This window comes from Thioalkalivibrio sp. ALE22, from assembly GCF_000381445.1.
Classification (GTDB): domain Bacteria; phylum Pseudomonadota; class Gammaproteobacteria; order Ectothiorhodospirales; family Ectothiorhodospiraceae; genus Thioalkalivibrio.
In genome coordinates this window covers 183,221-208,618 of record NZ_KB906503.1, presented here as the reverse complement: position 1 = coordinate 208,618, position 25,398 = coordinate 183,221, and the positions used below count along the sequence as shown (strand labels likewise).

Here is a 25,398-nt window from a genome sequence, read left to right as displayed (position 1 = left end):
TCTTGTTCCTCTATGCGTTCTGGTTCGCGGCCGCTTGCGGCTCGCCGAACAGGTCATTCCAGGCTTCGATCACGCGATCGCGCACCGCGCACAGCGCGTCGTCGGGCGTCTCGACTCGGGCATCCGACCCCGCCAGCGTGAGGCGGTGGATGCGATTGCGCAGATCCCGGTAGGCATCCGCCAGCGCCTCGCTCAGGCTCGCGTCGATCACACCCTCGCGCCCGAGCGCCTCCAGCGTGCGGATCTTGTCCGGCCAGTCGCAGACGGCGGGGTGCTCGTGCGCGGATACCAAAACCCAGTATTGAACCATGAATTCAATATCAGTGATACCGCCACGGTCGCGCTTGAGATGGAAGCCCTGGCCCTTCTTCGAGGCGTGTTCCGCCAGCATGCGATCGCGCATCTCAACGACCTCGGCCCGCAGCGCCCCGGCGTCGCGCTCGCGGGTCAGGACCTCGCGGCGCAGGGCGTGAAAGCGCTCGCCCAGCTCGGCATCGCCGGTCACGAAGCGGGCCCGCACCAGCGCCTGGTGTTCCCAGGTCCAGGCGGACTCGTCCTGGTAGCGCCGGAACGCCTGCAGGCCACTGACCAGCAACCCCGCCGTGCCACTGGGCCGCAGCCGGGTATCCACCTCGTACAGGCGGCCCGCCGGGGTAAAGGCCCCCAGCAGGTGCACCACCCGCTGGGCCACCCGCGCGAAGAACTCGGTGTTGTCGATCACCTTCGGGCCCGCCGTCTGGGCTTCATCGCCTTCACTGTCGTGCAGGAACACCACGTCCAGATCCGAACCATAGCCCAGCTCGAAGCCGCCCAGCTTGCCGTAGCCAATCACCGCGAAGCGCGCCACCCGCCGCGCGTCCGACGCCCCGCACTGCGGCTCGCCGTGGCGCTCGACCATCTTCTCCCACGCCAGTTGCAGCACCCGCTCCAGCAGGACCTCGGCAAGCCAGGTCAGGTGATCGGAGACCTTCATCAGCGGCAGGAAGCCCATGATGTCGGCGGCCGCCACGCGCAGCGTCTGCACCTGCTTGAACTGCCGCAGGCGGTCCAGCATCTGTTCGTGGTCCTGCTCGGGAAACTGCGCCAGTTCGGCCTCCAGCTCCTCGCGCAGCCCGTCGCGATCCGGCGGTGCGTAGAGCGCACGCGGATCCAGCAGCTCGTCCAGCAGCACTGGATGCCGGGTCAGCTGTTCGTTGATCCACGGGCTGGCGGCCACCAGCTTCACCAGCTGGGACAGCGCCAGCGGGTTTTCCACCAGCAGCGACAGGTAGACCGAACGCCGGGCGATGGTGCGCACCATCTGCAGGGCCCGGGGCAGCACCGCATCCGGGGCCTCCATCTCCGCGATGGCCCCGATCAGCAGCGGCATCAGGCGGTCCAGCCGCTGGCGCCCGGTCACGCTCATCGCACGCACGCCCGGGCTCTCGCGTAGATCGGCGATGCCGCGCAGGGCCTCGTCCGCATGCTGGAAGTCCATCGCCTCCAGTACCGCGCGGGCATCATCCTCCGGGAGCGCCCCCTGCCAGAGACGATTCAGCTGCTGCTCGCGATCCGCCTCCGGCGAGGCCTCCATGGCCGCCCCGTCCGCGCGCTGCGGGGCGCTGAAGACCTGCTCGAAGTGGGCATGCACCCGCCGCTGCTCGCGCAGCAGCGCCATCTCGAACGCGGCCTCGTCGTCGAAACCCAGCGACAGCGCCAGGCGGTGGCGATCATCCCCGTTGGAGGGCAGGCGGTGCGTCTGCTGATCATTCAGCATCTGCAGGCGATTCTCCACGCGGCGCAGGAAGCGATAGGAACGCTCCAGCTGCTCGACCGCGTAGGCCGGCAGGAGCTCGCGCTCGCGCAGCACCCCCATCACGCCCAGCAGGTCGCGACGCTGCAGCGCCTGGTCGCGTCCGCCCCGGATCAGCTGGAACGACTGCGCGATGAACTCGATCTCACGGATCCCGCCCTCGCCGTGCTTCACGTCCTCGAACCGGCCGCGCCGCGCCGACTCGTCGTTGATCATCTGCTTCAGCTCGCGCAGGTTGGCGAGGGTGCCGTAGTCCAGGTAGCGCCGATAGATGAAGGGGCGCAGCCGCCGCATCAGCCGCGCGCCGGCCTCGGGGTCGCCCGCCAGCGGGCTGGCCTTGATCAGGGCATAGCGCTCCCACTCGCGCCCGTGTGCCTGGTAGTAGTCCTCCATGGCGTCGAAGTGCATCACCAGCGGGCCGGAATCGCCGAAGGGACGCAGGCGCATGTCCACGCGATAGCAGAAGCCATCCGCGGTCACATCCGACAGCACCGCGATCAACTGCCGCCCCAGGCGCTGGAAAAACGCCTGGTTCTCGATCACCCGTTCGCCATCGGTCTCGCCCGCCTCCTCGAAGGCGAAGATCAGATCGATGTCGGAGGAGAAATTGAGCTCGCCGCCCCCCAGCTTGCCCAGCCCCAGGACTACCATGGACTGGGCCTCGCCCTCCGGCCCGCGGGGCTGGCCGTAACGCTCCTGCAAGTGCCGGTCCAGCCACTGCAGCCCGCCCTCGATCAGGGATCGGGCCAACCGGCTCAGGTCGTGCATCACCTCGTCGAGGTCTGCCTGGCCCGACAGATCGCGCCAGGCCACGCGGATCATCTCGCGATGCCGGGTCTCGCGCAGCACATGCCGCAGCGCGGCCTCGTCGGTGGCACCTTCCAGTCGCGCCTGGAGGGTGCGTTCGAAAGCGGCATCGTCGCAGGCCGCCACCCGGCCCTCCGGGTCCAGGGCCTCGAGCAGGTATTCCGGGTGCTGGCGCACCGTCTGCGCCAGGTAATGGCTGAAGGCCAGCGCCACGGGCGTCGCCGCGAGGAAGGTATCCGGCCAGGCGCATTTCTCGTCCAGCTCGGCCAGCAGGTCGCGAACCTCCTGCTGCAACGACACGGGCAGGGACGCGGGGGATTCGGGCAGAGGCTTGTCCATGTGCCAAGCCTATCAGCGTTGCACCCGATTGGGTGCCCGGCCCAGCGCGCCGCCGACCCAATGGGTATTGACACGGGATGAGAACACAAATAACAATCGTTCTCGTCTACTAGATACCAACACCTGACCATTTTTCAATGAGGAACCGCACCATGACGCTTCGTCCACTTGCCTGGCTGATCGGCACCGCCGCGGCCATCGCCGTCAGCATGCCGCTGGTCGGCTGCAGCCCCGCCGATCAGGACGAGGTCAACCTCTATTCGGCGCGCCAGGAAAACCTGATCAAGCCGCTGCTCGACGACTTCACCGATCAGACCGGCATTCAGGTCAACCTGGTGACCGGCGGTGCGGACAGCCTGCTGCAGCGCCTGCGCCACGAGGGCCGCAACTCCCCGGCCGATCTCTTCATCACCGTGGATGCGGCGCGCCTGCATCAGGCCCGCGAGGCCGGGGTGCTGCAGGGAATCGAGTCCGAGGTGCTGCACGAGAACATCCCTGAACGTTATCGCGACCCCGACGGGCTGTGGTTCGGCCTGTCCTCGCGGGCCCGCCCGATCCTTTATCACAAGGATCGCGTCGACCCGTCCGAGCTGTCGACCTACGAGGCCCTGACCGATAGCCAATGGGAAGGCCGCATCTGCATCCGTTCCTCCAGCAACGTCTACAACCAGTCGCTGGTGGCCGCGATGATCGCGACCGAGGGCACCGACGCCGCCCAGGAGTGGGCCAACGGAATCGTCGCCAACATGGCGCGCCAGCCGCAGGGCGGAGATCGCGACCAGATCCGCGCGGTGGCCGACGGGGTCTGCGACATCGCGATCGCCAACACCTACTACCTGGGCCTGATGCTGGACGGCGAAGGGCGTGACCGCGAAGTCGCCGAACAGATCGGCGTCTTCTGGCCCAACCAGGACGACCGCGGTACGCACGTCAACATCAGCGGCGCCGGTGTCACCGCGCACGCCCCGAACCGGGACAACGGGATCCGCCTGCTGGAGTTCCTCTCCGCCACCGAGGCCCAGGAGTGGTACGCCGAGGTCAACCAGGAGTACCCGATCCGCGACGACGTCCCGGCGAGCGAGATCCTTCAGGGATTCGGCGACTTCAAGGCCGACAACATCGAGCTCTACCGGCTGGGCAACCACAACGCCGAGGCCATGCGCGTGATGGATCGGGCCCGCTGGCGCTGAGCCTGAACCATCACACTATGCACCCCCACTCGCCCCCGGCCCTCCGGGGGCGTTTTGTTTGCACCACGGAGCGCGCACACAGAACCCCCGGATGCAAAGAACCCGCCATCGCGCCGGCGTCAATCCGTCAGTCCTGAAGCGGCCATAGTGGTATTCGAAACAAGAACCTTTACTATTCGCACTCCATGAGCGCACAGACGACCAGCACGGCCGCCCCAGCGGCACCCCACGCGACCCGCCGGCGCCTGCCGTCGAGTCCGTGGACGGCGATCGCCCTCGTCGTGGCGCTGACCCTCGCCCTGCCGATCCTGGTCATCTTCGGGCACGTATTCATCCCCGCCGGGGAGGTCTGGACCCATCTGCGCGAGACTGTCCTCGCGGATTACGTGTTCAATTCCCTGGCGCTGCTGATCGGGGTTGGTATCGGGGTCCTGCTGATCGGGGTGCCGGTGGCCTGGCTGGTCAGCGTCTGCGACTTCCCCGGGCGCGGCATCTTCCAGTGGGCGCTGATGCTGCCGCTGGCCATGCCGGCCTACATCATTGCCTATACCTACACCGGCATGCTGGATTTCAGCGGCCCGGTACAGGTGCTGATCCGCGACCTGACCGGCCTGGGCTACGGCGAATACTGGTTCCCCGAGATCCGCTCGCTCGGCGGCGCCATGGCCATGCTCACACTGGTGCTGTACCCCTATGTCTACCTGCTCAGCCGGGCCGCCTTCCTGGAACAGTCGGTGTGCGTTCTGGAGGTCTCCCGCACCCTGGGCGCCGGCCCGTTCGGCGGTTTTCGCCGGGTCGCCCTGCCGCTCGCGCGCCCGGCCATCATCGCCGGACTGACCCTCGCCCTGATGGAGGTCCTGGCCGACTACGGCACGGTCGCCTACTTCGGCGTCAGCACCTTCACCACCGGGATCTTCCGCACCTGGTACGGCCTGGGCGACCCGGCCGCCGCCGCCCAGCTGTCGGCCGTACTGCTGACCTTCGTCTTCGTGCTGATCGTGCTGGAACGCTGGTCCCGGGCCCGGGCGCGCTTCCATCACACCAGCCGCCGCTACTCCACCCTTCCGCGCTATCAACTGCGCGGCTGGAAGGGCGCCGCGGCCTTCGTCGGCTGCCTGCTGCCGGTGCTGCTGGGCTTCCTGCTGCCGGCCCTCCAGCTCGGCCTGTGGACCATGCAGACCACCGACCACTGGATGAACCCGGCCTTCGGGCGCCTGGTCTTCAACAGCTTCTGGCTGGCGATCGCGGCTGCCGTGATCGCCGTCGCCCTGGCCCTGCTCCTTGCCTATGCCCGGCGCATGGAAGGCGGGCGTTTCACGAACGCCGCCGTGCGCGTCGCCGGGATGGGCTATGCGGTGCCCGGCATCGTGATCGCGATCGGGGTGATGATCCCGTTCGCCGCGTTCGACAATGCCCTGGACGGCTTCATGCGCGACACCTTCGGGCTGTCCACCGGGTTGCTGCTGTCGGGTACCGTCTTCGCCCTGCTGTTCGCCTATACCGTGCGCTTTCTGGCGGTCTCGCTGCAGACGGTCGAGGCGGGGCTGGGCAAGATCCAGCCGAGCATGGATGACGCCGCCCGCTCGCTCGGGATGCGCCCCCTGCAGACCCTGACGCGGGTGCACCTGCCGATCATGCGCGGCACCCTGCTGACCGCGCTGCTGCTGGTGTTCGTCGACGTGCTCAAGGAGCTGCCCGCCACGCTGATCCTGCGCCCGTTCGACTTCAACACCCTCGCGGTGCGCGCCTTCGAGCTGGCCGGCGACGAACGCCTGGCCGAATCCTCCTCCGCCGCACTGGCGATCGTGCTGGTGGGCCTGGTTCCCGTTATCCTGCTGTCCGTGACCATCGGCCGCTCGCGCCCCGGCCAGCAGGGCCCGACCCGCGCGGCGGACGAAGAACCGCCGCAGAAACCCCTCGCCATGCCCGCAGGCACGACGAACTCCCCATGACCCAGCCCGCCATGACCCAGCCCATCGACACCAGCCTGCAGGTGCCTCACACGCCGCTGATCGCCCTCGATCAGGTGGACATCGGCTACGACGGCACCGCCGTGGTCCACCAGGTATCGCTGGCCCTGCCCAAGGGCCAGATCGGGTGCCTGCTGGGCCCCTCCGGCTGCGGCAAGACCACGCTCCTGCGCGCGATCGCCGGGTTCGAGCCGCTGATGGCCGGCAGCATCCAGCTGGACGGACGCAGCGTCAGCGACGCCCGGGGCACGGTGCCGCCGGAGAAGCGCGGGGTCGGCATGGTGTTCCAGGACTTCGCCCTGTTCCCGCACTTGAGCGTGGCCGACAACATCGCCTTCGGCATTCGCCACTGGGGCCGCGAGGATCGCAACGAGCGCATCCGCTCGCTGCTCAAGCTGGTGGGCCTGTCGGGCTATGGCGAGTCCTTCCCGCATGCCCTGTCCGGTGGCCAGCAACAGCGCATCGCGCTGGCCCGGGCCCTGGCCCCGCGGCCCAAACTGCTGTTGCTGGACGAGCCCTTCTCCAGCATGGACGTGGAGCTGCGCGGCGAGCTCGCACGCGAAGTGCGGCGTATCCTGCGCGCGGAGAACACCACCGCCATCCTGGTCACCCATGACCAGCACGAGGCCTTCGCCTTCGCCGACCGCATCGCGGTCATCCACCAGGGCCGCGTGGCCCAGTGGGATACCGCCTACAACCTCTACCACCGCCCGGCGGATCGCTTCGTCGCCGACTTCGTCGGCGAGGGCACGCTGATCCCCGGCATGGTCTGCGCCGAGCATGTGGTGGATACCGCCTTCGGCGAGATCGAGGGCACTCTGTCGGAGCAGCTGCCGCCCGGCACGGCCGTGGATGTCCTGGTCCGCCCGGACGACATCGCGATCGACAACGAGGCCGGCACCATCCGCACCGAGATCCTCGACAAGGCCTTCCGCGGAGCGGACTTCCTCTACACCCTGCGTCTGCCGGACGGGCTCAGCGTGCTGTGCATGGCCCCGTCCCACGACAACTTCGTGATCGGCGAACACGTACGCCTGCGTCTCGATTTCACCCACCTGGTGGTGTTCTCGCGGGGCAGCGGGGTGGACTGCCCGGCGACCTGATCCGCCGCCGGCGTAACGCAACGGCCGGTCGGGCGGGAACTCGCGTGAGTTGGCGCGTTCCGATCCTCACACGCGCCCCGCTTCGCAACCGCTATCATCGTTCCATGACCCGTCTCCGCGCCCTGTTCATTCGCCGGTTAGCCCTGTCGCGCGTCGGCGGGGTCGCACTGGTAATGCTGGCGCTCGCGGGCCTGGCAAGCCCGGCCGCCGCCGAGAATGGCGCCACCCCGGGTCTGCAGATCGAGGGCGGAACCGACGCCCAGCGCGAGAACATCCGCAACAGCATCAACCTGGCGCGGCACCCCTGCGACCTGCCGGGGTTTCGCGAACGCCGGGTCCTGCGCGACACCGAGGAACGCGCCCGCAACGCCCTGCGCGCCATCGGCTTCTACGACGCCGAGCTGGAGCTGGACTTCGAGCGCGGCGAGGACTGCTGGGGCGTCCGTATCACCCTGGACCCCGGGCCACCCACCACGGTCGAGCGGATCGATATCCAGATCACTGGCGAGAGGGCCGACGACCTGGGCTTCGAGGCCGTGCGCAGCCAGACCGAGATCCGCGTGGGTGACACCCTGCGCCACGACCGCTACGAGGCCCTGCGTAACCGCATGACGCGGATCGCCGCCGATCGCGGCTACTTCGACGCCGATCTCCACACCCGGCGCCTCGAGGTAGACCGCGACGCGCGCGCCGCCACCATCCGCCTGCACATGGAGACCGGGGATCGCTACCGCATGGGCCAGGTCCGTATCGACCAGGACATCCTCGCCGACGACTTCGTCCAGCGCATGGTGCCCTTCGAGGCCGGCGACCCGTACAGCTCGGCGCAGATCATCGCACTGCAACGCAACCTGAACGACAGCGGCTACTTCGGCGGCGTCCGCGTGCGCCCGCAGCGCGATGCGGCGGACGGGCTGGAAGTCCCGATCCTCGCGGAGCTGGAACCACGCAAACGCCACAGCTACGAGGCCGGCATCGGCTACTCCACCGATATCGGACCGCGCATCCGCCTGCGCTACGAACATCGCTACGCCAACACCCGGGGCCACCGCTACCAGGCCGAGATCGAGGCGTCCCCGGTGCGATCCGGCATCGGCTACAACTACGAGATCCCGCTGCGCGACCCGCTGCGTGAACGCCTGAACCTGTTCACCACCTACCGCACGGAAAAGACGGACACCCAGGAATCCGACCGCTTCCAGATCGGGGCCAACCGTATCCTGCAGCGCCGCAGTGGCTGGCAGACCACCGAGGGGCTGCGCTACGAATACGAGGACTACACCGCCGGCGAGGACGACAGCGGCCGCAGCCAGCTGCTGATCCCGTCCTACCGCATCAGCCGCATGGATGCGGACGATCCGATGACCCCGCGGCGCGGCTACCGCTTCGAGGCCACCGTGCAGGGCGCGCGCGAGGAGATCCTGTCCAGTACCTCGTTTGCGCAGGTACTGGCCAGCGGCAAGATCGTGCGCGGCCTCGGCCCCGGACGGGTACTGGCGCGCGCGGACGCCGGTTTCACCGAGGTCGACGCGGTGCAGGAGCTCCCCAGCTCCCTGCGCTTCTACGCCGGCGGTGACGCCAGTATCCGCGGCTACGGCTATCAGCGGGTCGGCCCGCGCAACGAGGACGGCGATGTGATCGGCGGGCGCCACAAGGTGGTTGGAAGCCTGGAGTACGACTACCCGGTCGTCGGCAACTGGAGCGCCGCGGCCTTCGTGGACGCCGGCAACGTGGTCAACGAGTGGGACGAATTCGACCCGGTCTACGGGGTCGGGATCGGCGTGCGCTGGCGCTCCCCGGTCGGTCCCATCCGCGTGGACCTGGCCCACGGCCCGGATTCGGAAGACGACTTCCGCATCCACTTCTCCATGGGGCCGGACCTGTGAAGTCCGTTTTGCGCGCCAGCCTGTGGGGGCTGTCCACGCTCCTGACCCTGGTGATCGTCCTGCTGGGGACCCTCGGCGCCCTGCTCGCCACCGAGTCCGGTACCCGCTGGCTGGCCGCCCAGGGCGAGCGCCTGGCCCCGGTCGAGTTGCGCATCGACCGGGTCGAGGGAACGCTGTTTACCGAACTGCGGCTGCACGGCCTGTACCTGGCGCTCCCCGACGGGCCGGAGATCGATCTGCCCGCGGGCCGCATCGGCGTCAGTGCCCGCAGCCTGCTGCGCGGGGAACTGAACATCCGGCTGCTGGCCGCCACGGGCATGCGCGTCGATCTACCGTCGCCCGACCCGGAGGCGGCCTCCGACGATGAACCCTTCGCACTGCCCGAATCCATCCAGCTACCGCTGGCAGTGCGCCTGGGCCAGCTACTCGTCGAGGATCTGGAGATCCTTCAGACCGGCGAGCCACTGGCTACCATCACCCGCCTGACGGCCGGCGCCCGGGCGCGCGGTTCGCGGGTCGAGCTGCAGGCGCTGGAACTGGATATGCCGGAGATCCGCGCCCGACTGACCGGGGAGATCGAGACCGACGGGGACTATCCGCTCGAGCTGCGCGGCCAGTGGCAGGCCCCCCTGCCCGAGACGGCTGCCGAGGGCCTGGGAACCGACGAGGCAGACGGCGAGCTGCGGGTCACCGGGGCCCTGCGGGAACGCGTACAGGTGGACCATGACCTGCGCGCCGGCATCGAGCTGAGCCTGCATGCCAGCGCCCGCGAACTGTTCGCCACGCCAGAGCTGGAACTGACCGCGCAGTGGCAGCCCTTCGCCTACCACCTCGATCCGGAACAGCACGTCGACATAGAGGCCGGGCGCCTTGAGGTGCACGGCACACCGGAGGCCTGGGCCCTGGAGATCGACACGGCCGCCACCCTCGCACCCTGGCCGCGCATCGCCGTGAGCACCCGTGCACGGGGAGACCTCGAATCGCTGCGGCTTGAAGGCCTCGAGATCGCTTCCGAAGCCGGTCGGATCGCCCTGTCCGGCCCGGTCCGCTTCGACGACGCCCTGGACTGGGACCTGGCCCTGGAGGCCCATCAGCTGACGCCGACGCCGCTGGGTCTGGACGTGGATGCCGGGATCGAGCATCTCAAGGCGCAGCTGCAGGGTCACCTGCCGCTGGGGACCGACGCCCCGCCCCTGGCCGCCCTGGAGGCACGCGCGAGCGTCACCGAACTGGAAGGACATTTCGAGGATCAGCCGCTCAGCGGGCGCCTGAACGCGTGGGTGGCCGATGGCGAGGCCGGCATCGAGGACACCCGCCTGGCCATCCGCGACCTCGCGCGGCTGGATCTGGCGGGTGCGGCCACGGGCCTGGCCGGCGACCTGACCGATCCCGATCACCGCATCGCCTTCGACCTCGGGCTGGACCTCGCGGCCCCGGAACTGGCACGCCTGCACCCGGAGCTGGACGGCCGTATCGAACAACTGAGCGTGGCACTGGACGGCGACTACGCACCCGCCAGCGGTGGCCTCGCCGCGCAGCTCGAGCTGGCTCCGCTGCAGGCCGGCCTGCGCGGGATCGACATCACGGGTGACGCCCGGGTCACGCTGAGCGAGACCGGTGGCCAGATCGAACGGCTGCAGCTCGCTGCCGACACAGGTGCGCGGCTGGCCCTGAGCGGCGACCTCGACTGGTCCGAAGGCCTGGCGTGGGATCTCGCGCTGGACGGCGAGGGGCTGGACCCGTCACTGGTGGCCGCCGAGCTCCCCGGCCAGCTCGCGCTGGCCCTGACCAGCAAGGGACACCTGGACGCCGACGGCCGCCCGCGCCTCCAGGCCCGACTGCAACGCCTGGAGGGCCGCCTGCGCGAACAGCCCGTTTCCGGTCAGGCGGACCTCGCGCTGGAGGGCGAACACCTGCGCGTGGACCGCCTGGACCTGGCGCTGGGTCGGAACACGCTGAGCGCCCGCGGCGAGTGGACCAACGCCCTCGACTTCGAACTGCAACTGGATGCACCGGAGCTGGACCGGGCCTGGCCCGACCTTGGCGGCCGACTGGAACTGGATGCGCGTATCGCGGGGGACCCCGAGCGTCCGCGCGTCGCGGCGCGCGGCAGCGGCGCCGGCCTGCGACTGGCGGACATCACCCTGGAACGGCTGGAATTGCAGGCTGATGCGGGCCTCGAGGTGGCCGCACCCGCCGAGATCGAGCTGCGCCTGACCGGGCTCGAACCGGGCGACGGTACGCGGGTGGAGTCTTTGCGGCTGGACGCCTCTGGCCGCGTGGATGAACACCGCGCCACCCTCGCCGCAGATGCGACAGACCTGGGTTCACTGGAACTGGCGCTGCGCGGCGGCCTGGACCCCGAGACCCTGCACTGGCGCGGACAGCTCGCACGACTGGACCTGGACCAGCCCGCCGCCGGGGCCTGGAGCCTGGCCGAGCCGGTCGCGCTGGAGGGCGGGCCCGAGCAGGCGCGGCTGGAGCGCCTGTGCCTGGCGCGGGACGACGCACGCCTGTGTACCGAGGCCCGCTGGAGCGCCACCGCAGGGGCGGAATTCGATGCCGACATCCGGGCCCTGGACCTGGCGTGGCTGGAACCCTTCCTGCCGCCGGAACTGGCCATCGCCGGCGAGCTGAACGCCGACGCCAGCGGCCGCCTCGACCCCGACGGCACCCTGGCGGCCGACCTGGCCGTGACGCCGACCGACGGCCACCTGATCGTGCGGGACGAGGACGGGGATCTCGAGGAAGTCCCCTACCGCGACGTACGCCTGAGCGCCCGGGTACGCGACCGCGACGTGGACGCCGCCCTGCGCCTCGACTTCCTGGAGGGCGGAACCGCCCGCAGCGACATCCGCCTGCGCCCGGACGGCGAGGACCTGCGCCTGGACGGTGACTTTGTCGCGCGCCTCGAGGACCTGGCGTGGCTGGCCGCCCTGAGCCCCGAGATCCAGCGCCTGAGAGGGTCGCTGGACGCCCGCCTGGACTTTGGTGGCCGCCTCGACGCACCGCTGGTGGAGGGTGAGGTGGCCTTCCGCGACGGGGGTGTGCTGATCCCGGAGGCGGGTATCGACGTCGTGATCCCCGAGATCACGGCCCGCGTTGTGTCGGCCGAGGAGCTGACGCTCGCCGGGCGGCTGGAGTCCGGCGATGGCGGCATCGACCTCGACGGCCGGGTCGATCTCGGGGGCGACGGCCCGCGCGCCGAACTGAATCTGGCCGGCACGGACTTCCTGGTGGTCAATCGGGTGGACGCGGAGGCCCGCATCACACCGGACCTGCAGCTGGTCTTCACCCCCGCCGACGGCATTCGCGTGCGCGGCGAGGTGTTCCTGCCCTGGGCGCGCATCCGCCCGCCGGACCTGCCGCCAGGCGCGATCCGGGTCTCCGGCGACGAGGTCATCCTCGGCGAGGAGATCCAGGAGGCCCAGGGGCTGAAGACCGACATCCGGATCCGGATCCGGCTGGGCGACGACGTGCGCTTCGACGGGTTCGGCCTGACCGCGCGCTTCGCCGGCGAGGTGGATGTCGAGGAGATCACCGGGCAGCCTACCCAGCTCTTTGGCGAGATCACCATCCCCGAGGGGCAGTACAGCGACTACGGCCAGGATCTGCGGGTGGAACGCGGCAGCCTCGTCTTCCAGGGGCCGGCGGAAACCCCGGAACTGGACCTACGCGCGGTGCGCACCGTGCGCGAATACAACGTGACAGTCGGGCTGGAGATCCGCGGCACGCCGGACAACCTGCGCTCGCGGGTGATCTCGGACCCGCCGATGGACGAGACCGAGGCGATGTCGTTCCTGTTGACCGGTCGCCCCCTGTCGGGCGCGTCACAATCGGACGGCAACATGATCGCCGCCGCCGCGGCGGCCTACGGCCTGGAACAGGGTGCGGTCATCACCGAGCGCATCGGCCGCGAACTGGGCCTGGACGAGGTGGAACTGGATACCGAGGGCGGGCTGGACGAGAGCGCGCTGACGCTGGGTCTGTACCTCTCGCCAAGACTCCTGCTGCGCTACTCCATCGGGTTGTTCGACAACACCTCGAAGGTCCTGCTGCGCTATGAACTGACCCGCAACCTGAGCGTGGAAACCGCCTCCGGCACCACGGAACAGTCCGTCGACCTGATCTACCGCATCGAACGCTAGGAGACGCTGCGCCCTGTAAACCCGTTTTTTTCACCACGAAGCGCACGAAGGCACGAAGAAAAAGCGGTTCGGATGCAGGCATTAGCACACCAAGCTCACCGAAACACCGCGCTTTCTCGCAACGGCTGACCGACACTCGAATCACGACTACTCCCCGAGAATCTTCTCGAGGCCGGCGCTGACCGACCGGTCATCGCGAGGAGCGAAGCGACGTGGCGATCGGTGAGGCATCCACTCCAACGCGCCCACGTCACCACGCCGAACCGACACGGTGGGCGTCCAGAGTTCCCTGTTAGCTCGAGGCGTCGCGGGCCCCGTTGCGCGCCGCCTCGATGCGGGTGCGGATCTGGCTACGGTAGAGCTGCTCGTTGGGGATACCCACCAGCGGCGTCCCGGCCGGACGACCCTCGGCATCGAAGGCCATGATGGTCGGCACGACGCGCACCCCGTAGTTCCGGCCGAGGCGATTCCCGGGTAGCGTCTCGCCATCAAAGTCGCGGACCTCGTCCCGGTCCAGCATCACCTTACGGATATGCACTCCGGAAAAGGCCGGATCCTCGGCCATCGGGCCCAGGTGCTGTTGTTCCGCCCGGTCACAGTAGGGGCAGCTACTGGACGCGAACATGATCACGGTCGGCCGACCATCACCGTTACCGGCCAGGGCCCGCAGATCGGTCGCGCGCTCCACGCCGCCGGCGGCCGCGGGGGTCGTCAGCAGCAAGCCCGCCATCAGGGTAACGCCCCCCAGCAGGGCCGCGAACGGATTGCGTCTCGGGATTCGATGGATCGTCATGATGATCGGCCTCTCCAGATATCTGGTCCCAGTCTAGGGGCACAAGATTAACGCAGACTGAAGGGGGTTTCGCGCCAACCCGGCCAGCCCGGGAGCGGAGAGGGGTTCATCGGCGACCTGGCGGGGAAACTCGCACAAAAAAGCCCCGCTGGAGCGGGGCCTTGCACCGGCTCGCCGGCGAACCGGCGACCGGGGTGTTGCGAGCGACCTTAGTTGGCGCGCTGGCGCACGTCGGAGGTCACTTCCACGCGGCGGTTGGCCTCACGACCAGCCTGGGTGGAGTTGTCGGCGGTCGGGCGGTCTTCGCCGTAGCCGACGGTGCGGATGTCGCTTTCACGCACGCCTTCGCTGGCCAGGAAGTCGGCGACGGCCTGGGCACGACGCTCGGACAGACCCTGGTTGTAGTCGGCCGGGCCGATGGTGCAGGTGTGACCTTCGACCAGCACCGAGCTGTACTCGGCGTCGTCGGCGGTCAGGCTGCGGGCCAGGTCACGCAGGGCGGAACGGCCTTCGGAGCGCAGCTCGGCGCTGTCGAAGTCGAACAGCGCCTGGGCGCTCAGCGTGGTAGTGGTGAATTCCGGCTCCGGCTCCGGCTGCGGGGCAGCGGCGGGCTCGGGCTCGGGGGCTTCGGCGGTTTCCTGGATGTAGCCCGCGCACTGTTCGAACTTCACGTTTTCCGGGGCCCAGGAACGCGTGCGCACGCACTCACCAGAGCGATCGACCACGACCTTGCCGCTGCGGTCGGTGACGTTCGCGGCCGGCGGTTCCTGCGCAACGACCTGCCCGGCGGCGCCCAGCACCAGCGAAGCCACGGACGCGGCCAGAAGATTCTTAACGAGCTTATGATTCATTGCATAGCCTCCATGTAAAAACAATCGACGTCGGACCCCGTTTGCGGTCGTGCGGAAACCAGTGTCGCACGCGCATACGTAATCCAAAGCAGCGAGCTCCTTGCGCCAAGCCCTCTACAGTACCCTGATACTGGCACACAAGTTCGGGTTTTGCACGCAACGAGACGCAATTTTTGTATCGGCATCACAACGCCGTCACATTCCGCAAACTGGCCGGGATCCAGCCACTTTCGGCGGGACTGTCACGTCATTGCAACAGCCCCTGCGGGGATCCCGCGTATCTCAAGGGACACACAGTCGCATTAAGGGTTCCCTGACGCGGCGCCGACCCACGAGACCACACTGGGGCCGATCGTCTCGCCAGACAAAAAGACCCCGCCGAAGCGGGGTCCCGGGTACATCGGCGATGTACGGAGAAGGCGCGGCTTACATCATGCCGCCCATGCCTCCCATACCGCCCATGCCACCCATACCGCCCATGTCGTCGCCACCGGCGCCGCCACCGTCATCCTTCTTCGGGATGTCGGCGATCATGGCCTCGGTGGTGATCAGCAGGGCTGCCACGGACGCGGCGTTCTGCAGTGCGGAACGGGTCACCTTGGTCGGATCCAGGATGCCCATGTCGATCATGTCGCCGAACTCGCCAGTGGCGGCGTTGTAGCCGTAGTTGCCCTTGCCTTCCAGGACCTGGTTCAGGACCACGGACGGCTCGTCACCGGAGTTGTAGACGATCTGGCGCAGCGGCTCTTCCATCGCACGGCGGCAGATATTGATACCCGCGGTCTGCTCTTCGTTGTCGCCCTTGAGCTTGGTGATCGCGGCGCAGGCACGCAGCAGGGCCACGCCACCGCCGGGGACCACGCCTTCTTCCACCGCCGCACGCGTGGCGTGCAGGGCGTCCTCGACGCGGGCCTTCTTCTCTTTCATCTCGACCTCGGTGGCGGCACCGACCTTGATCACCGCAACACCGCCGGCCAGCTTGGCCACGCGTTCCTGCAGCTTCTCCTTGTCGTAGTCGGAGGTCGCTTCCTCGATCTGCGCACGGATCTGGTCAACACGGCCCTTGATGTCCTTGTTGGTGCCCATGCCGTCGATGATCGTGGTGTTTTCCTTGGTCACCTGCACCTTCTTGGCGCGGCCCAGGTCTTCCACCGTGGTCTTCTCCAGCGACAGGCCGACCTCTTCCGAGATCACCTGGCCACCGGTCAGCACGGCGATGTCCTGCAGCATGGCCTTGCGGCGATCGCCGAAGCCCGGGGCCTTCACGGCGGCGACCTTCACGATGCCGCGCATGGAGTTCACCACCAGCGTGGCCAGGGCCTCGCCCTCGATGTCCTCGGCGATGATCAGCAGCGGCTTGTTGGCCTTGGCGACGCCTTCCAGGATCGGCAGCAGATCACGGATGTTCGAGATCTTCTTGTCGAACAGCAGGATGTAGGCATCCTCCAGCTCGGCGCTCATGTTCTGCTGGTTGTTGATGAAGTAGGGCGACAGGTAGCCGCGATCGAACTGCATGCCTTCCACGACATCCAGCTCGTTTTCCAGCGAGGAACCTTCCTCGACGGTGATCACGCCTTCCTTGCCGACCTTGTCCATCGCATCGGCAATAATCTCGCCGATGGCGGTATCGGAGTTCGCGGAGATCGAACCGACCTGCGCGATCGCCTTGTGCTCGGTGCACGGCTTGGACAGCTTCTTCAGCTCTTCGGTCGCGGACTTGACGGCCTTGTCGATACCGCGCTTGAGGTCCATCGGGTTCATGCCGGCGGTGACCGCCTTCATGCCTTCGCGGACGATGGACTGGGCCAGCACGGTCGCGGTGGTGGTGCCGTCACCGGCGGCGTCGGAGGTCTGCGAGGAGACTTCCTTGACCAGCTGCGCGCCCATGTTCTCGAACTTGTCTTCCAGTTCGATCTCCTTGGCCACGGACACACCGTCCTTGGTCACGGTCGGGGCGCCGAAGGCCTTGTCCAGTACCACGTTGCGGCCCTTGGGACCGAGGGTGACCTTCACGGCGTTGGCCAGGGTGTTCACGCCCTTGGCCATGCGGGTACGGGCGTCGGTACCAAAGCGTACTTCTTTAGCGCTCATGATTCGTTCTACTCCTGAAAATTCGTGTTAGACGGACGCGGGACGGGGCCTCAGCCCTCGATGACGGCCATGATGTCGTCTTCGCGCATCACCAGGACGTCTTCGCCCTCGACCTTGACCTCGGTGCCGGAGTACTTGCCGAACAGGACCTTGTCACCGGCCTTCACGTCCAGCGGACGGGACTCGCCGTTATCCAGGATCTTGCCGTTGCCCACCGCCAGGACCTCGCCGCGGATCGGCTTTTCGGCCGCGGAATCCGGGATCACGATGCCGCCGGGGGTGGTGCGCTCTTCTTCCATACGCTTCACGATGACTCGATCGTGCAAAGGCCGCAGGTTCATGGTGCGAACTCCTTATAAAGTGTCTGCAACAGGAAAGTTGGGGTGTCGGACGGGCACCCTGTTAGCACCCGCCCCTGACGAGTGCTAATAATAGGGGCACACAAAGGCGAGTCAAGGGCGCGCGTTACAAATCCGGAGACCGCGGGGAGATCAGCGACGGTCGTCGTGATCGAGCCGGTCGTCAGGCGGCTCGCCACCGTCCTCGTGACGGCGGAACTCGCCCTCGATGGTGTCGCTGCCCTGTGCGCCGCCAGGGCCAGCCCCACGTGCGCGGACCATGCCGCGACGCAGGATGCCGTCCGCCGCCCAGCGCCGCAGCGGCGGGATCAACAGCACGAAGCCGGCGGCATCGGTGAAAAAACCCGGCAGCAACAGCAACACGGCGGCGCTCATCAGCAGCCAGCCTTCGACCAGACCCCGCGCCGGCACCTCCCCGCGCGCCAGGCTCTGCTGCAGACGGCGCCAGTGGTAGAAACCCTGCAACCGGAACAGCAGCAGCCCGGCCGCGGCCGTGATAATCACCAGCGCCACCGTCATCAGGGCGCCCACGGCGTCACCCACCCAGGCAAAGCCGAAGATCTCGAGCAGTACCAGACCAAGAAAGACAAACAGGGGAAAGAGGGGGTTGCGCATCGAGGGGGTTCCGCAGATCAGGCCCGATTATTGGAACATGCCCCCCGGGTGCTGTCGATTGGAACCCCGGTGCGACGCGGATACTCCAAAAACCATTGACACCGGAACGCGCTGGCCGCGACCCGTTTTGTCCTTGCAAGGGGAAGGGAATTAAGCCAGTCTTCCGCACGTCTTTGGTGCATACGCCTGACGAGATATTCCGGAGAGCAAACGAACCATGCTGCGCACACCGATCCTGATGCTGGCCCTGCTGGCCTTCCTCGTCCCGGCCCTGACGACCGCCGCCGTGGAAGACCCGCGCGATCCGGAACACCACTTCTTCGACCCGACCTTCGGCGAGTTCCCCGAGGAGCTGGAGGAGGCGCGCGCGGCCGGCAAGAAGGGCATCCTGATCTTCTTCGAGATGGCCGACTGCCCGTTCTGCCACCGCATGAAGAACCAGGTGCTGAACCAGCCCGAGGTTCAGGAATACTTCAGCGAGCACTTTCTCGTATTCAGCGTCGACGTCGAGGGCGCCATCGAGATCGTCACCTTCGAGGGCGAGACCAAGACCCAAATGGACTGGGCCACCCGTGACTACCGGGTGCGCGCCACGCCCGTGTTCCAGTTCTTCAACCTCGAGGGCGAACCCATCGCCCGGTTCACCGGGGCCACGCGCGACGTCCGCGAGTTCCTCCAGCTGGGCGAGTTCGTAGCCGAGGGGCATTACAAGGACCAGAACTTCACGCGCTTCAAGCGCGAACAAGACGGCCGCTGAGCCCCATCCGCTCAACCCGCGAGGATCGACGCCTGATGTCGCCGATGCACCCCCGCTCGTCCGGCCCCCACCACCGGCGCCGACTGGCCCGCCTGCTGCTGGCCGGCCTGCTCCTGTGGCCGCTGGCCGGAGCGGCAATGGCACAGGACAGCGTCGGCGCGGCCGATGCCGGGCCCTTGCCCAACCCCATGCGGGTCGGTGACGCACTGGAACGCGTCGACGCCCTGCACCCACGGGTGCGCGCAGCACGCGCTGACCGCGAGCAGGCCCGCGCGGAGCTGGAAGCGACCCGTGCCGAACGCGACGTCAGCGTAAACGCCCGGCTCGAGGCCCGCTGGATCGAACCCAACGACCAGATCGAGGACCGCAGCCGCAACGACTCACGCGCCGCCATCGTGGCGCGCAAGCTGCTGAGCGACTTCGGCCAGTCCCACGCGCGCGAATCGGCCAGCGAGCAGCGTCTGGTTGCCGCCCGCCAGCACGAGGAACTGGCCCACGCCCGCCACCGCATCCACGTCCTCGAGCGCTACTTCGATGTGCTGCTGGCCGATCTGGCCTTTGCCCGCGACACCGAGGCAATGGCCGCGGCCTACGTCTCCAAGGAACGCGCCGAGGAGCGCAACCAGCGCGGTCAGGTGTCGGATATCGAGGTCTTTCGCCTTGAATCCGAATATCAGACCCTGCGCGTTCAGCGCACCCGCGCCCTGCAGAACCAGGCCCGCACCCGCGCCGCCCTGGCCGAGGCCCTGAACCGCCCGGACCGGCGTGTGCGCACCGTGCTCGCTCCCATGCTGCCGCTGGACCTGCCGGAACTGCCGGATCTGGACACCCTGCTGGCCGAGCTCGACAACACCAGCCCGCGCCTGCTGGCCGAACGCCGCCAGGTCGAGGCCGCCAGCCGCGAGGTGGCCGCCTCGCGCGCCCAGCGCCGTCCGCGCCTGTATGCGGAGGCCGAATCCGGCTGGTGGAACCGCGACCTCGGCGGCGGAGACCGCAACCCGTTCGCCGCCGGCCTGGTGCTGGAGATCCCGCTGTACGAAGGCCGTCGCCACGACAGCCGCGTCGGCCAGGCCGTCGCCGCCCGTCACCGCGCCGAGGCCGAACTGGGCCAGGCACGCATCGAGGCCCGCAACCGCCTGCGCGAACTGCACGACGAGATCCGCGCCCTGCGCACCCAGCGCGACGAGGCCGCCTGGCGCATGGACTACCGCGAGCTCTACATCGACCGCGCGCGCTACCTCTACGACATCGAGGACCAGGCCGATCTGGGCGACTCGATGGTGCAGCAAAGCGCCGCGGCGCATTTCAATGCCAGCACCGAATACCAACTGGCCCTGGCCTACGAGCGCCTGGCCCTGCTAAGCGGCCGTGACGAGTTGAGCCCGTTCCGCGCCACCCAGGAAACCCCTTGAGCCGCCGGCCCACTGGCGACCGGACGGGAGAACTGCCCATGTCCCGCGTATTCACGAGCCCATCCCTGCTGACCACGGCCAGCCTGCTGGCCCTGCTCGCCGTCACCCCTGCGCCCTTGCTGGCCGAGGACGGCTTCGCGGCCCAGCTCGACTGGGGCGAGCGCTACCGCATCACCGCCCCGGTTGCCGGCCGCATCGAGTCGATCGAGGCCCGCGCCGGCGATCAGGTCGAAGCCGATGCCGTGCTGTTCCGCCTGGACACTCGACGCACCGATGCCGACCTGCGGGCCGCCCGGGCCACGCTGGAGCGCCTGCAGATGGAACTGGACGAGGCCGAACGCGAACGCGACAAGGCCGAGGACCTCTACGACCAGACCCTGATCGCCGCGCGCGAGCTGGAACTGGCCCGCATCGACTACGCGACGGTCGCCGCGCGCCTGGCCGAGGCCCGCGCCCAGCGTGACCGCATCCGCGCCGATCTTGACGACGCCACCATCCGCGCCCCGGCCAGCGGGCGCCTGGTGCGCGTCGAGGCCAACCCCGGCCAGTACGTGAACCCGGCCCTGCTGCCGCCGGTGCTCGCGATCCTCGGCACCACCGACCCGATGCGTGCCACGGCGACCGTCCCGGCCGACACGGCCACGACCCTGGAACCCGGGACCGAGGTTACGGTCGTAGTCGGCGACCAGCGCCTGCCCGGCACCATCGCGCGTGTGGGCTGGGAGCCGACCGGCGAGGAGCCCGAACGCGGCTACCGCGTCGAGGTCGAGTTCTCCCCGGCGGACGGTGTGCCGCTGCGGCCGGGCCAGACGGCGCGCATCGAACGGGATTCCTGAACCATGAGTACCACCCGGCAAGCCACCGAAGCCCGCGCCTGGCTGGTGATCACCACCCTGGATGACACGGCCGCGGCCGAGACCCTGGCCGGCACCCTGGTGGAACAGGGCCTGGCGGCCTGCGTGCACATCCTGCCGCCCGGACGCTCGGTCTACCTGTGGAAAGGGAATATCGAGAGCGACGCGGAAGTCACTCTACTGATCAAGACCTCGCCCGCACGTCTGGACGAACTCCAGACGCGCCTGGCGGACCAACACCCCTACGAGACACCCGAGATCATCGCCCTGCCGATCGAACACGGGCTGCCCGATTACCTGGACTGGATTACACAATGCACCTCCTGAACCCGCGCACCTGGCTGGCGAGCCTGCTCCTCGCCCTGACGCTGCTGCCCGCCCTGGCCCAGGCCGTCTTCGAGGACGACCTGCTGGACCCGGACGACGCCTTTGCCCTCAGTGCCGAGGCGATCGACGCCGACACTGTGCGCCTCACCTGGGACATCGCGGACGAGTACTACATGTACCGCGAGCAATTCGAGTTCACGCCGGAGAGCGACGGACTCGAACTGGGCGAAGCCCGGATCCCGGACGGCGAGGTCAAGGAAGACGAGTTCTTCGGCCGGGTCGAGACCTATCGTGGCCAGGTGCAGGTCGAGCTGCCGATCGTGGCGGCCGAGAGCACAACCATCGAACTGACCGCGCGCTCGCAGGGCTGCGCGGATCTCGGCGTGTGCTATCCGCCGCATTTCCAGACCGTCTCCATCGAGCTGCCCGGCCTGCCGGGCGGGAACGGCGAGGCCGACGCGGACGAAGAACCCCGCGACGAGCCCGCGGAGGAACGCAGCGCGCTGGGCGACCTTGGCGAACTGTCCGGTGATCTGGGCGCCGCCGATGACCTGCTGGAACCGGAAAAGGCCTTCGCCGCATCGCTGGAGGCCATCAGCCAGAACGCGGTGATCCTGCGCTTCGATATCGCCGAGGGCTACTACCTCTACCGCGAACAGCTGGATGTGCGCATCGCCGAGGGCGACGGCATCGAACTGGGCCCGGTCAACCCGCCGGACGGCGAGCTGCAGGAAGACGAATTCTTCGGCGAGAGCCAGGTGTTTCGCGACCAGGTCGAGATCCTCGTCCCGGTGCTGCGTGACGCGGACGACGTCGCCGACATCACCCTGGCGATCGATTACCAGGGCTGCGCCGACGCCGGCGTGTGCTACCCGCCGCTGACCCAGGAGGTGTCGGTCACCTTCGCCTCCGACCTGGCCGCCGAGGCCGACACCGATGCCCTGCCGGAGACCGGCGACGAGCCGCGCGAGGACGACGAGGCCGCCGCGCCCGTCACCCAGCAGGACCGCATCGCGGCCCAGCTGGCCGACGGCCAGATCTGGCTGGTGGCGCTGGCGTTCTTCGGCTTCGGGCTGCTGCTGACGTTCACGCCCTGCGTGTTCCCGATGATCCCGATCCTGTCGAACATCATCATCGGGCAGAAGAACCTGACCACGCGCAAGGCGTTCCTGATCTCGCTGGTGTTCGTGCTGGCGATGGCGGTGACCTACACCGTGGCCGGGGTGTTCGCGGGCCTGGCGGGTGCCAACCTGCAGGCCGCGTTCCAGAACCCCTGGATCATCGGCACCTTCGTCGCCATCTTCATCGCGCTGGCGATGTCGATGTTCGGCTTCTACGACCTGCAGATGCCGGCCGGGGTACAGAGCAAGCTGTCGCAGATCAGCAACAAGCAGGAAGGCGGCACCTACGTCGGCGCCGGGATCATGGGCTTTCTCTCCGCCCTGATCGTCGGCCCCTGCGTGACCGCGCCGCTGATCGGGGCCCTGCTCTATATCAGCCACACCGGTGACGCGGTGCTGGGCGGTATCGCCCTGTTCTCGCTGAGCATGGGCATGGGCGCCCCGCTGCTGGCCATCGGCACCTCCGCCGGACGCCTGCTGCCAAAGGCCGGCCCGTGGATGGACACCATCAAGGCGGCCTTCGGGGTCGGCCTGCTGGCCATCGGCATCTGGCTGCTCGAACGGGTCATCCCGGGCGAGATCGCGATGTTCCTGTGGGCCATCCTGCTGATCGTGACCGCGGTCTATATGGGTGCACTCAAGACCCTGCCGGAGGGCACCTCCGGCTGGCACACCCTGTGGAAAGGCCTGGGCGTGGTGCTCCTGATCTACGGCGTGCTGCTGATGCTGGGCGCGGCCACCGGCGGCAAGGACATCTTCCGCCCGCTGGCCACGCTCAATCAGCCCGCGGTGACCGCCAGCGGCGAACAGGCCGGGCCGACGGAGATGCAGTTCACCTACATCGACAGCCTCGAAGATCTCGAACGCGAGCTGGAGCAGGCACAGGGCAATAACCAGCCGGTGTTTCTGGACTTCTACGCCGACTGGTGCGTGGACTGCGTGCGCCTGGACCGCACCACCTTCCAGGACCAGCGCGTCATCAACGCGATGGCGGACGTGCACCTGCTCAAGGCCGATGTCACCGACAACACCTCGGAGCACCGCAACCTGATGCGCGAGTTCAACCTGTTCGGGCCCCCGGCCATGATCTTCTGGGACGCCGACGGCAATGAACTGCGCAACTACCGCAACGTCGGGTACCTGAATGCCGACCGTTTCCTGGCGCATGTGGAAAGCGCCATCGGGGTGACGCCATGAGGCCTCACTCGCACGCGCTCACCGGGCTGGCAGTCGCCACGGCCGGCGCCTTCCTTCTGGCCGCCTGCGGCGATCCGGAGCCGGAGATGGATACCGCGGGCGCCGCCGCCGACGCAGCCCCCGAGGTCGCGGCCGAGGCGGCCTCGGGCAACCAGCGCATCGACTTCACCCTGCCCGATCTCGCGGGGGACGAACGCCAGCTCAGCGAATGGGACGGCGACCTGATCGTGCTGAACTTCTGGGCCACCTGGTGTCCGCCCTGCAAGAAGGAAATGCCACTGTTCCAGGACACCTACGAGGCCCACCGGGACGACGGCTTCACCATCGTCGCGGTGGCGGTGGACGAACAGACAGCCACCCAGCACTTCGTGGACGACTTCGGGATCGAATTCCCGGTCCTGATCGGTCAGGACGAGGCGGTCGCCGTGGGCCGCGAATACGGCAACCGCATTGGCGCCCTGCCCTACACCGTGCTGATCGCCCGCGATGGCACCATCCTCGACACCCATCGCGGCGAGGTGGAACCGGAAGACCTGGACGGGTGGCTGGAGGCGCACCTGTAGCATCCCCAAGTGCCGGAGTGGCGCGCCCGGCGCCCTTGCGCCACAAGGCTGGTAAGTTAGGGAGACACTGATTGGATTGCACGCTCGCGTTGGTACCCCCTGTTTCTCGAGACAAGGCGCGGTGCGCAGCCGGTAGTGGTTCTACCGGCAAGGGCCGCAACGCAGGATCGGGGAACAGGGGGTGCCACCCCCACAATTTATTTCACGAAGGGGCTCGGCCGCTTTTGCGTGGGAACGGCGTTACGGTTCCCTTGTGCAGAATGACTGCACGGCAGTCACCGTGCCTTGTTCGCACGCAAAAGCGACTCGAGCGCGAGCGTGCAATCCAATCAGTGTCTCCCTAAGCCGCCATGACCGAGCGCGAACGCCTGTGGGAACTCGCCCGCCTGATCCGACTGGATCGCCCGGTGGGCATCTACCTGCTACTGTGGCCCACCTTCTGGGCCCTGTGGGTAGCGGCCGACGGCTGGCCGCCCGCCTATCTGATCTTCATCTTCACCGCCGGCGTGGTCCTGATGCGCTCGGCCGGCTGCGCGATCAACGACTACGCCGACCGTGACTTCGACGCCCACGTGGCCCGTACCCGCGACCGTCCGCTGGCGATCGGCACGATCACCCCGCGCGAGGCCCTGGGCACCTTCGTGGCGCTCAGCGTGGTCGCCTTCGTGCTGGTGCTGTTCACCAATGTGCTGACCATCCTGTATTCCCTGGTGGCCGTTGCGCTGGCCGGCACCTATCCGTTCTCCAAGCGCTTCCACCACTTCCCGCAGGTCCATCTGGGCGCGGCCTTTGCCTGGGCCGTGCCAATGGCTTTCACCGCGGTCACCGGCGAGCATCCACCGCCCGTCGCCTGGCTGCTGTTCGTGACGGTTCTGGCCTGGACCGTGGTGTACGACACCTTCTACGGCATGGTGGATCGCGAGGACGATCTGAAGATCGGCGTGAAGTCCACCGCGATCGCCTTCGGCGAGCTGGACCGCCTGATCACCGCCGGGCTGCAGGTCCTGGTCTGGTACGGGCTCTACCTGGTCGGCCAGCACGCCGGGTTCGGGGGCTACTACACGGCCGGGCTGGTGATCGTGGCGATGCTGATGTTCTACCAGCAGTTCCTGATCTTCGAGCGCGAGCCTGCCGACTGCCTGCGGGCCTTCAAGAACAACCACTACCTGGGCGCCGTGGTCCTGCTAGCGATGATCGCCGACCATCACCTCGGCGCCTGACGC

General features: G+C 68.1%; 18 protein-coding genes. 12 read left to right on the top strand and 6 right to left on the bottom strand.

Annotation, left to right across the window (positions count from 1 at the left end; genetic code table 11):
- Window positions 1–10: 10 nt before the first annotated feature.
- Entirely contained in the window at window positions 11–2,938 is a 2,928-nt protein-coding gene (gene glnE / locus F793_RS0107125) for a bifunctional [glutamate--ammonia ligase]-adenylyl-L-tyrosine phosphorylase/[glutamate--ammonia-ligase] adenylyltransferase (RefSeq protein ID WP_018881687.1), read from the bottom strand.
- Window positions 2,939–3,090: 152 nt separating this feature from the next.
- On the opposite strand from glnE, the gene F793_RS0107120 reads away from it, so the two are divergent.
- The 5 genes from F793_RS0107120 (at window position 3,091) to F793_RS0107095 (ending at window position 13,235) form a co-directional block, all read left to right on the top strand.
- Window positions 3,091–4,128, top strand: coding sequence for a Fe(3+) ABC transporter substrate-binding protein (locus tag F793_RS0107120; RefSeq protein ID WP_018881688.1), 1,038 nt, complete (start codon window positions 3,091–3,093; stop codon window positions 4,126–4,128).
- A 185-nt stretch (window positions 4,129–4,313) separates the two neighbouring features.
- Complete coding sequence (locus F793_RS0107110) at window positions 4,314–6,080, top strand: iron ABC transporter permease (RefSeq protein ID WP_038036949.1); 1,767 nt, start codon at window positions 4,314–4,316, stop codon at window positions 6,078–6,080.
- An 11-nt stretch (window positions 6,081–6,091) separates the two neighbouring features.
- Window positions 6,092–7,201, top strand: a complete 1,110-nt coding sequence (locus F793_RS0107105; protein ID WP_038036973.1) for an ABC transporter ATP-binding protein — start codon at window positions 6,092–6,094, stop codon at window positions 7,199–7,201.
- Between the two features lie 62 nt (window positions 7,202–7,263).
- Window positions 7,264–9,087 carry an autotransporter assembly complex family protein gene (locus F793_RS0107100; RefSeq protein ID WP_038036975.1) on the top strand — a complete coding sequence of 608 codons (1,824 nt, stop codon included), beginning with the start codon at window positions 7,264–7,266 and terminating at the stop codon, window positions 9,085–9,087.
- A gap of 8 nt (window positions 9,088–9,095) precedes the next feature.
- Window positions 9,096–13,235 carry a translocation/assembly module TamB domain-containing protein gene (locus F793_RS0107095; protein WP_018881691.1) on the top strand — a complete coding sequence of 1,380 codons (4,140 nt, stop codon included), beginning with the start codon at window positions 9,096–9,098 and terminating at the stop codon, window positions 13,233–13,235.
- Window positions 13,236–13,527: 292 nt separating this feature from the next.
- Here the strand turns inward: F793_RS0107095 and F793_RS0107090 are convergent, their stop codons facing one another.
- The 5 genes from F793_RS0107090 to F793_RS0107070 all read right to left on the bottom strand — a co-directional run bounded on the left by F793_RS0107090 (window position 13,528) and on the right by F793_RS0107070 (window position 17,944).
- Window positions 13,528–14,028, bottom strand: a complete 501-nt coding sequence (locus F793_RS0107090) for a thioredoxin fold domain-containing protein (protein ID WP_018881692.1) — start codon at window positions 14,026–14,028, stop codon at window positions 13,528–13,530.
- A gap of 209 nt (window positions 14,029–14,237) precedes the next feature.
- Window positions 14,238–14,879: an OmpA family protein gene (locus F793_RS0107085; RefSeq protein WP_018865885.1), complete on the bottom strand. Its 642-nt coding sequence runs from the start codon at window positions 14,877–14,879 to the stop codon at window positions 14,238–14,240.
- Between the two features lie 426 nt (window positions 14,880–15,305).
- Window positions 15,306–16,970, bottom strand: a complete 1,665-nt coding sequence (groL, locus tag F793_RS0107080) for a chaperonin GroEL (protein WP_018865886.1) — start codon at window positions 16,968–16,970, stop codon at window positions 15,306–15,308.
- 50 nt (window positions 16,971–17,020) lie between these two features.
- Window positions 17,021–17,311, bottom strand: coding sequence for a co-chaperone GroES (gene groES, locus F793_RS0107075; protein ID WP_017942807.1), 291 nt, complete (start codon window positions 17,309–17,311; stop codon window positions 17,021–17,023).
- Window positions 17,312–17,461: 150 nt separating this feature from the next.
- Window positions 17,462–17,944 carry an FxsA family protein gene (locus F793_RS0107070; RefSeq protein ID WP_018865887.1) on the bottom strand — a complete coding sequence of 161 codons (483 nt, stop codon included), beginning with the start codon at window positions 17,942–17,944 and terminating at the stop codon, window positions 17,462–17,464.
- Window positions 17,945–18,161: 217 nt separating this feature from the next.
- Between F793_RS0107070 and F793_RS0107065 the strand changes: the two genes are divergently transcribed.
- The 7 genes from F793_RS0107065 (at window position 18,162) to ubiA (ending at window position 25,395) form a co-directional block, all read left to right on the top strand.
- The gene (locus F793_RS0107065; RefSeq protein WP_018865888.1) at window positions 18,162–18,701 is read left to right on the top strand and encodes a thioredoxin family protein; all 540 of its coding nucleotides are present in this window, start codon (window positions 18,162–18,164) and stop codon (window positions 18,699–18,701) included.
- 35 nt (window positions 18,702–18,736) lie between these two features.
- Complete coding sequence (locus F793_RS0107060) at window positions 18,737–20,113, top strand: TolC family protein (RefSeq protein ID WP_018877247.1); 1,377 nt, start codon at window positions 18,737–18,739, stop codon at window positions 20,111–20,113.
- 38 nt (window positions 20,114–20,151) lie between these two features.
- The gene (locus tag F793_RS0107055) at window positions 20,152–20,949 is read left to right on the top strand and encodes an efflux RND transporter periplasmic adaptor subunit (RefSeq protein WP_018865890.1); all 798 of its coding nucleotides are present in this window, start codon (window positions 20,152–20,154) and stop codon (window positions 20,947–20,949) included.
- Between the two features lie 3 nt (window positions 20,950–20,952).
- Window positions 20,953–21,294: a divalent-cation tolerance protein CutA gene (cutA, locus tag F793_RS0107050; RefSeq protein WP_018865891.1), complete on the top strand. Its 342-nt coding sequence runs from the start codon at window positions 20,953–20,955 to the stop codon at window positions 21,292–21,294.
- Window positions 21,282–23,612: a protein-disulfide reductase DsbD gene (gene dsbD, locus F793_RS0107045; RefSeq protein ID WP_018877246.1), complete on the top strand. Its 2,331-nt coding sequence runs from the start codon at window positions 21,282–21,284 to the stop codon at window positions 23,610–23,612. Before cutA ends, dsbD begins: the two co-directional genes overlap by 13 nt.
- On the top strand, window positions 23,609–24,175 hold the full coding sequence (locus tag F793_RS0107040) for a peroxiredoxin (RefSeq protein ID WP_026280816.1): 567 nt from the start codon (window positions 23,609–23,611) through the stop codon (window positions 24,173–24,175). Before dsbD ends, F793_RS0107040 begins: the two co-directional genes overlap by 4 nt.
- A 350-nt stretch (window positions 24,176–24,525) precedes the next feature.
- Window positions 24,526–25,395: a 4-hydroxybenzoate octaprenyltransferase gene (gene ubiA / locus F793_RS0107035; protein ID WP_018865894.1), complete on the top strand. Its 870-nt coding sequence runs from the start codon at window positions 24,526–24,528 to the stop codon at window positions 25,393–25,395.
- Window positions 25,396–25,398: the final 3 nt, after the last annotated feature.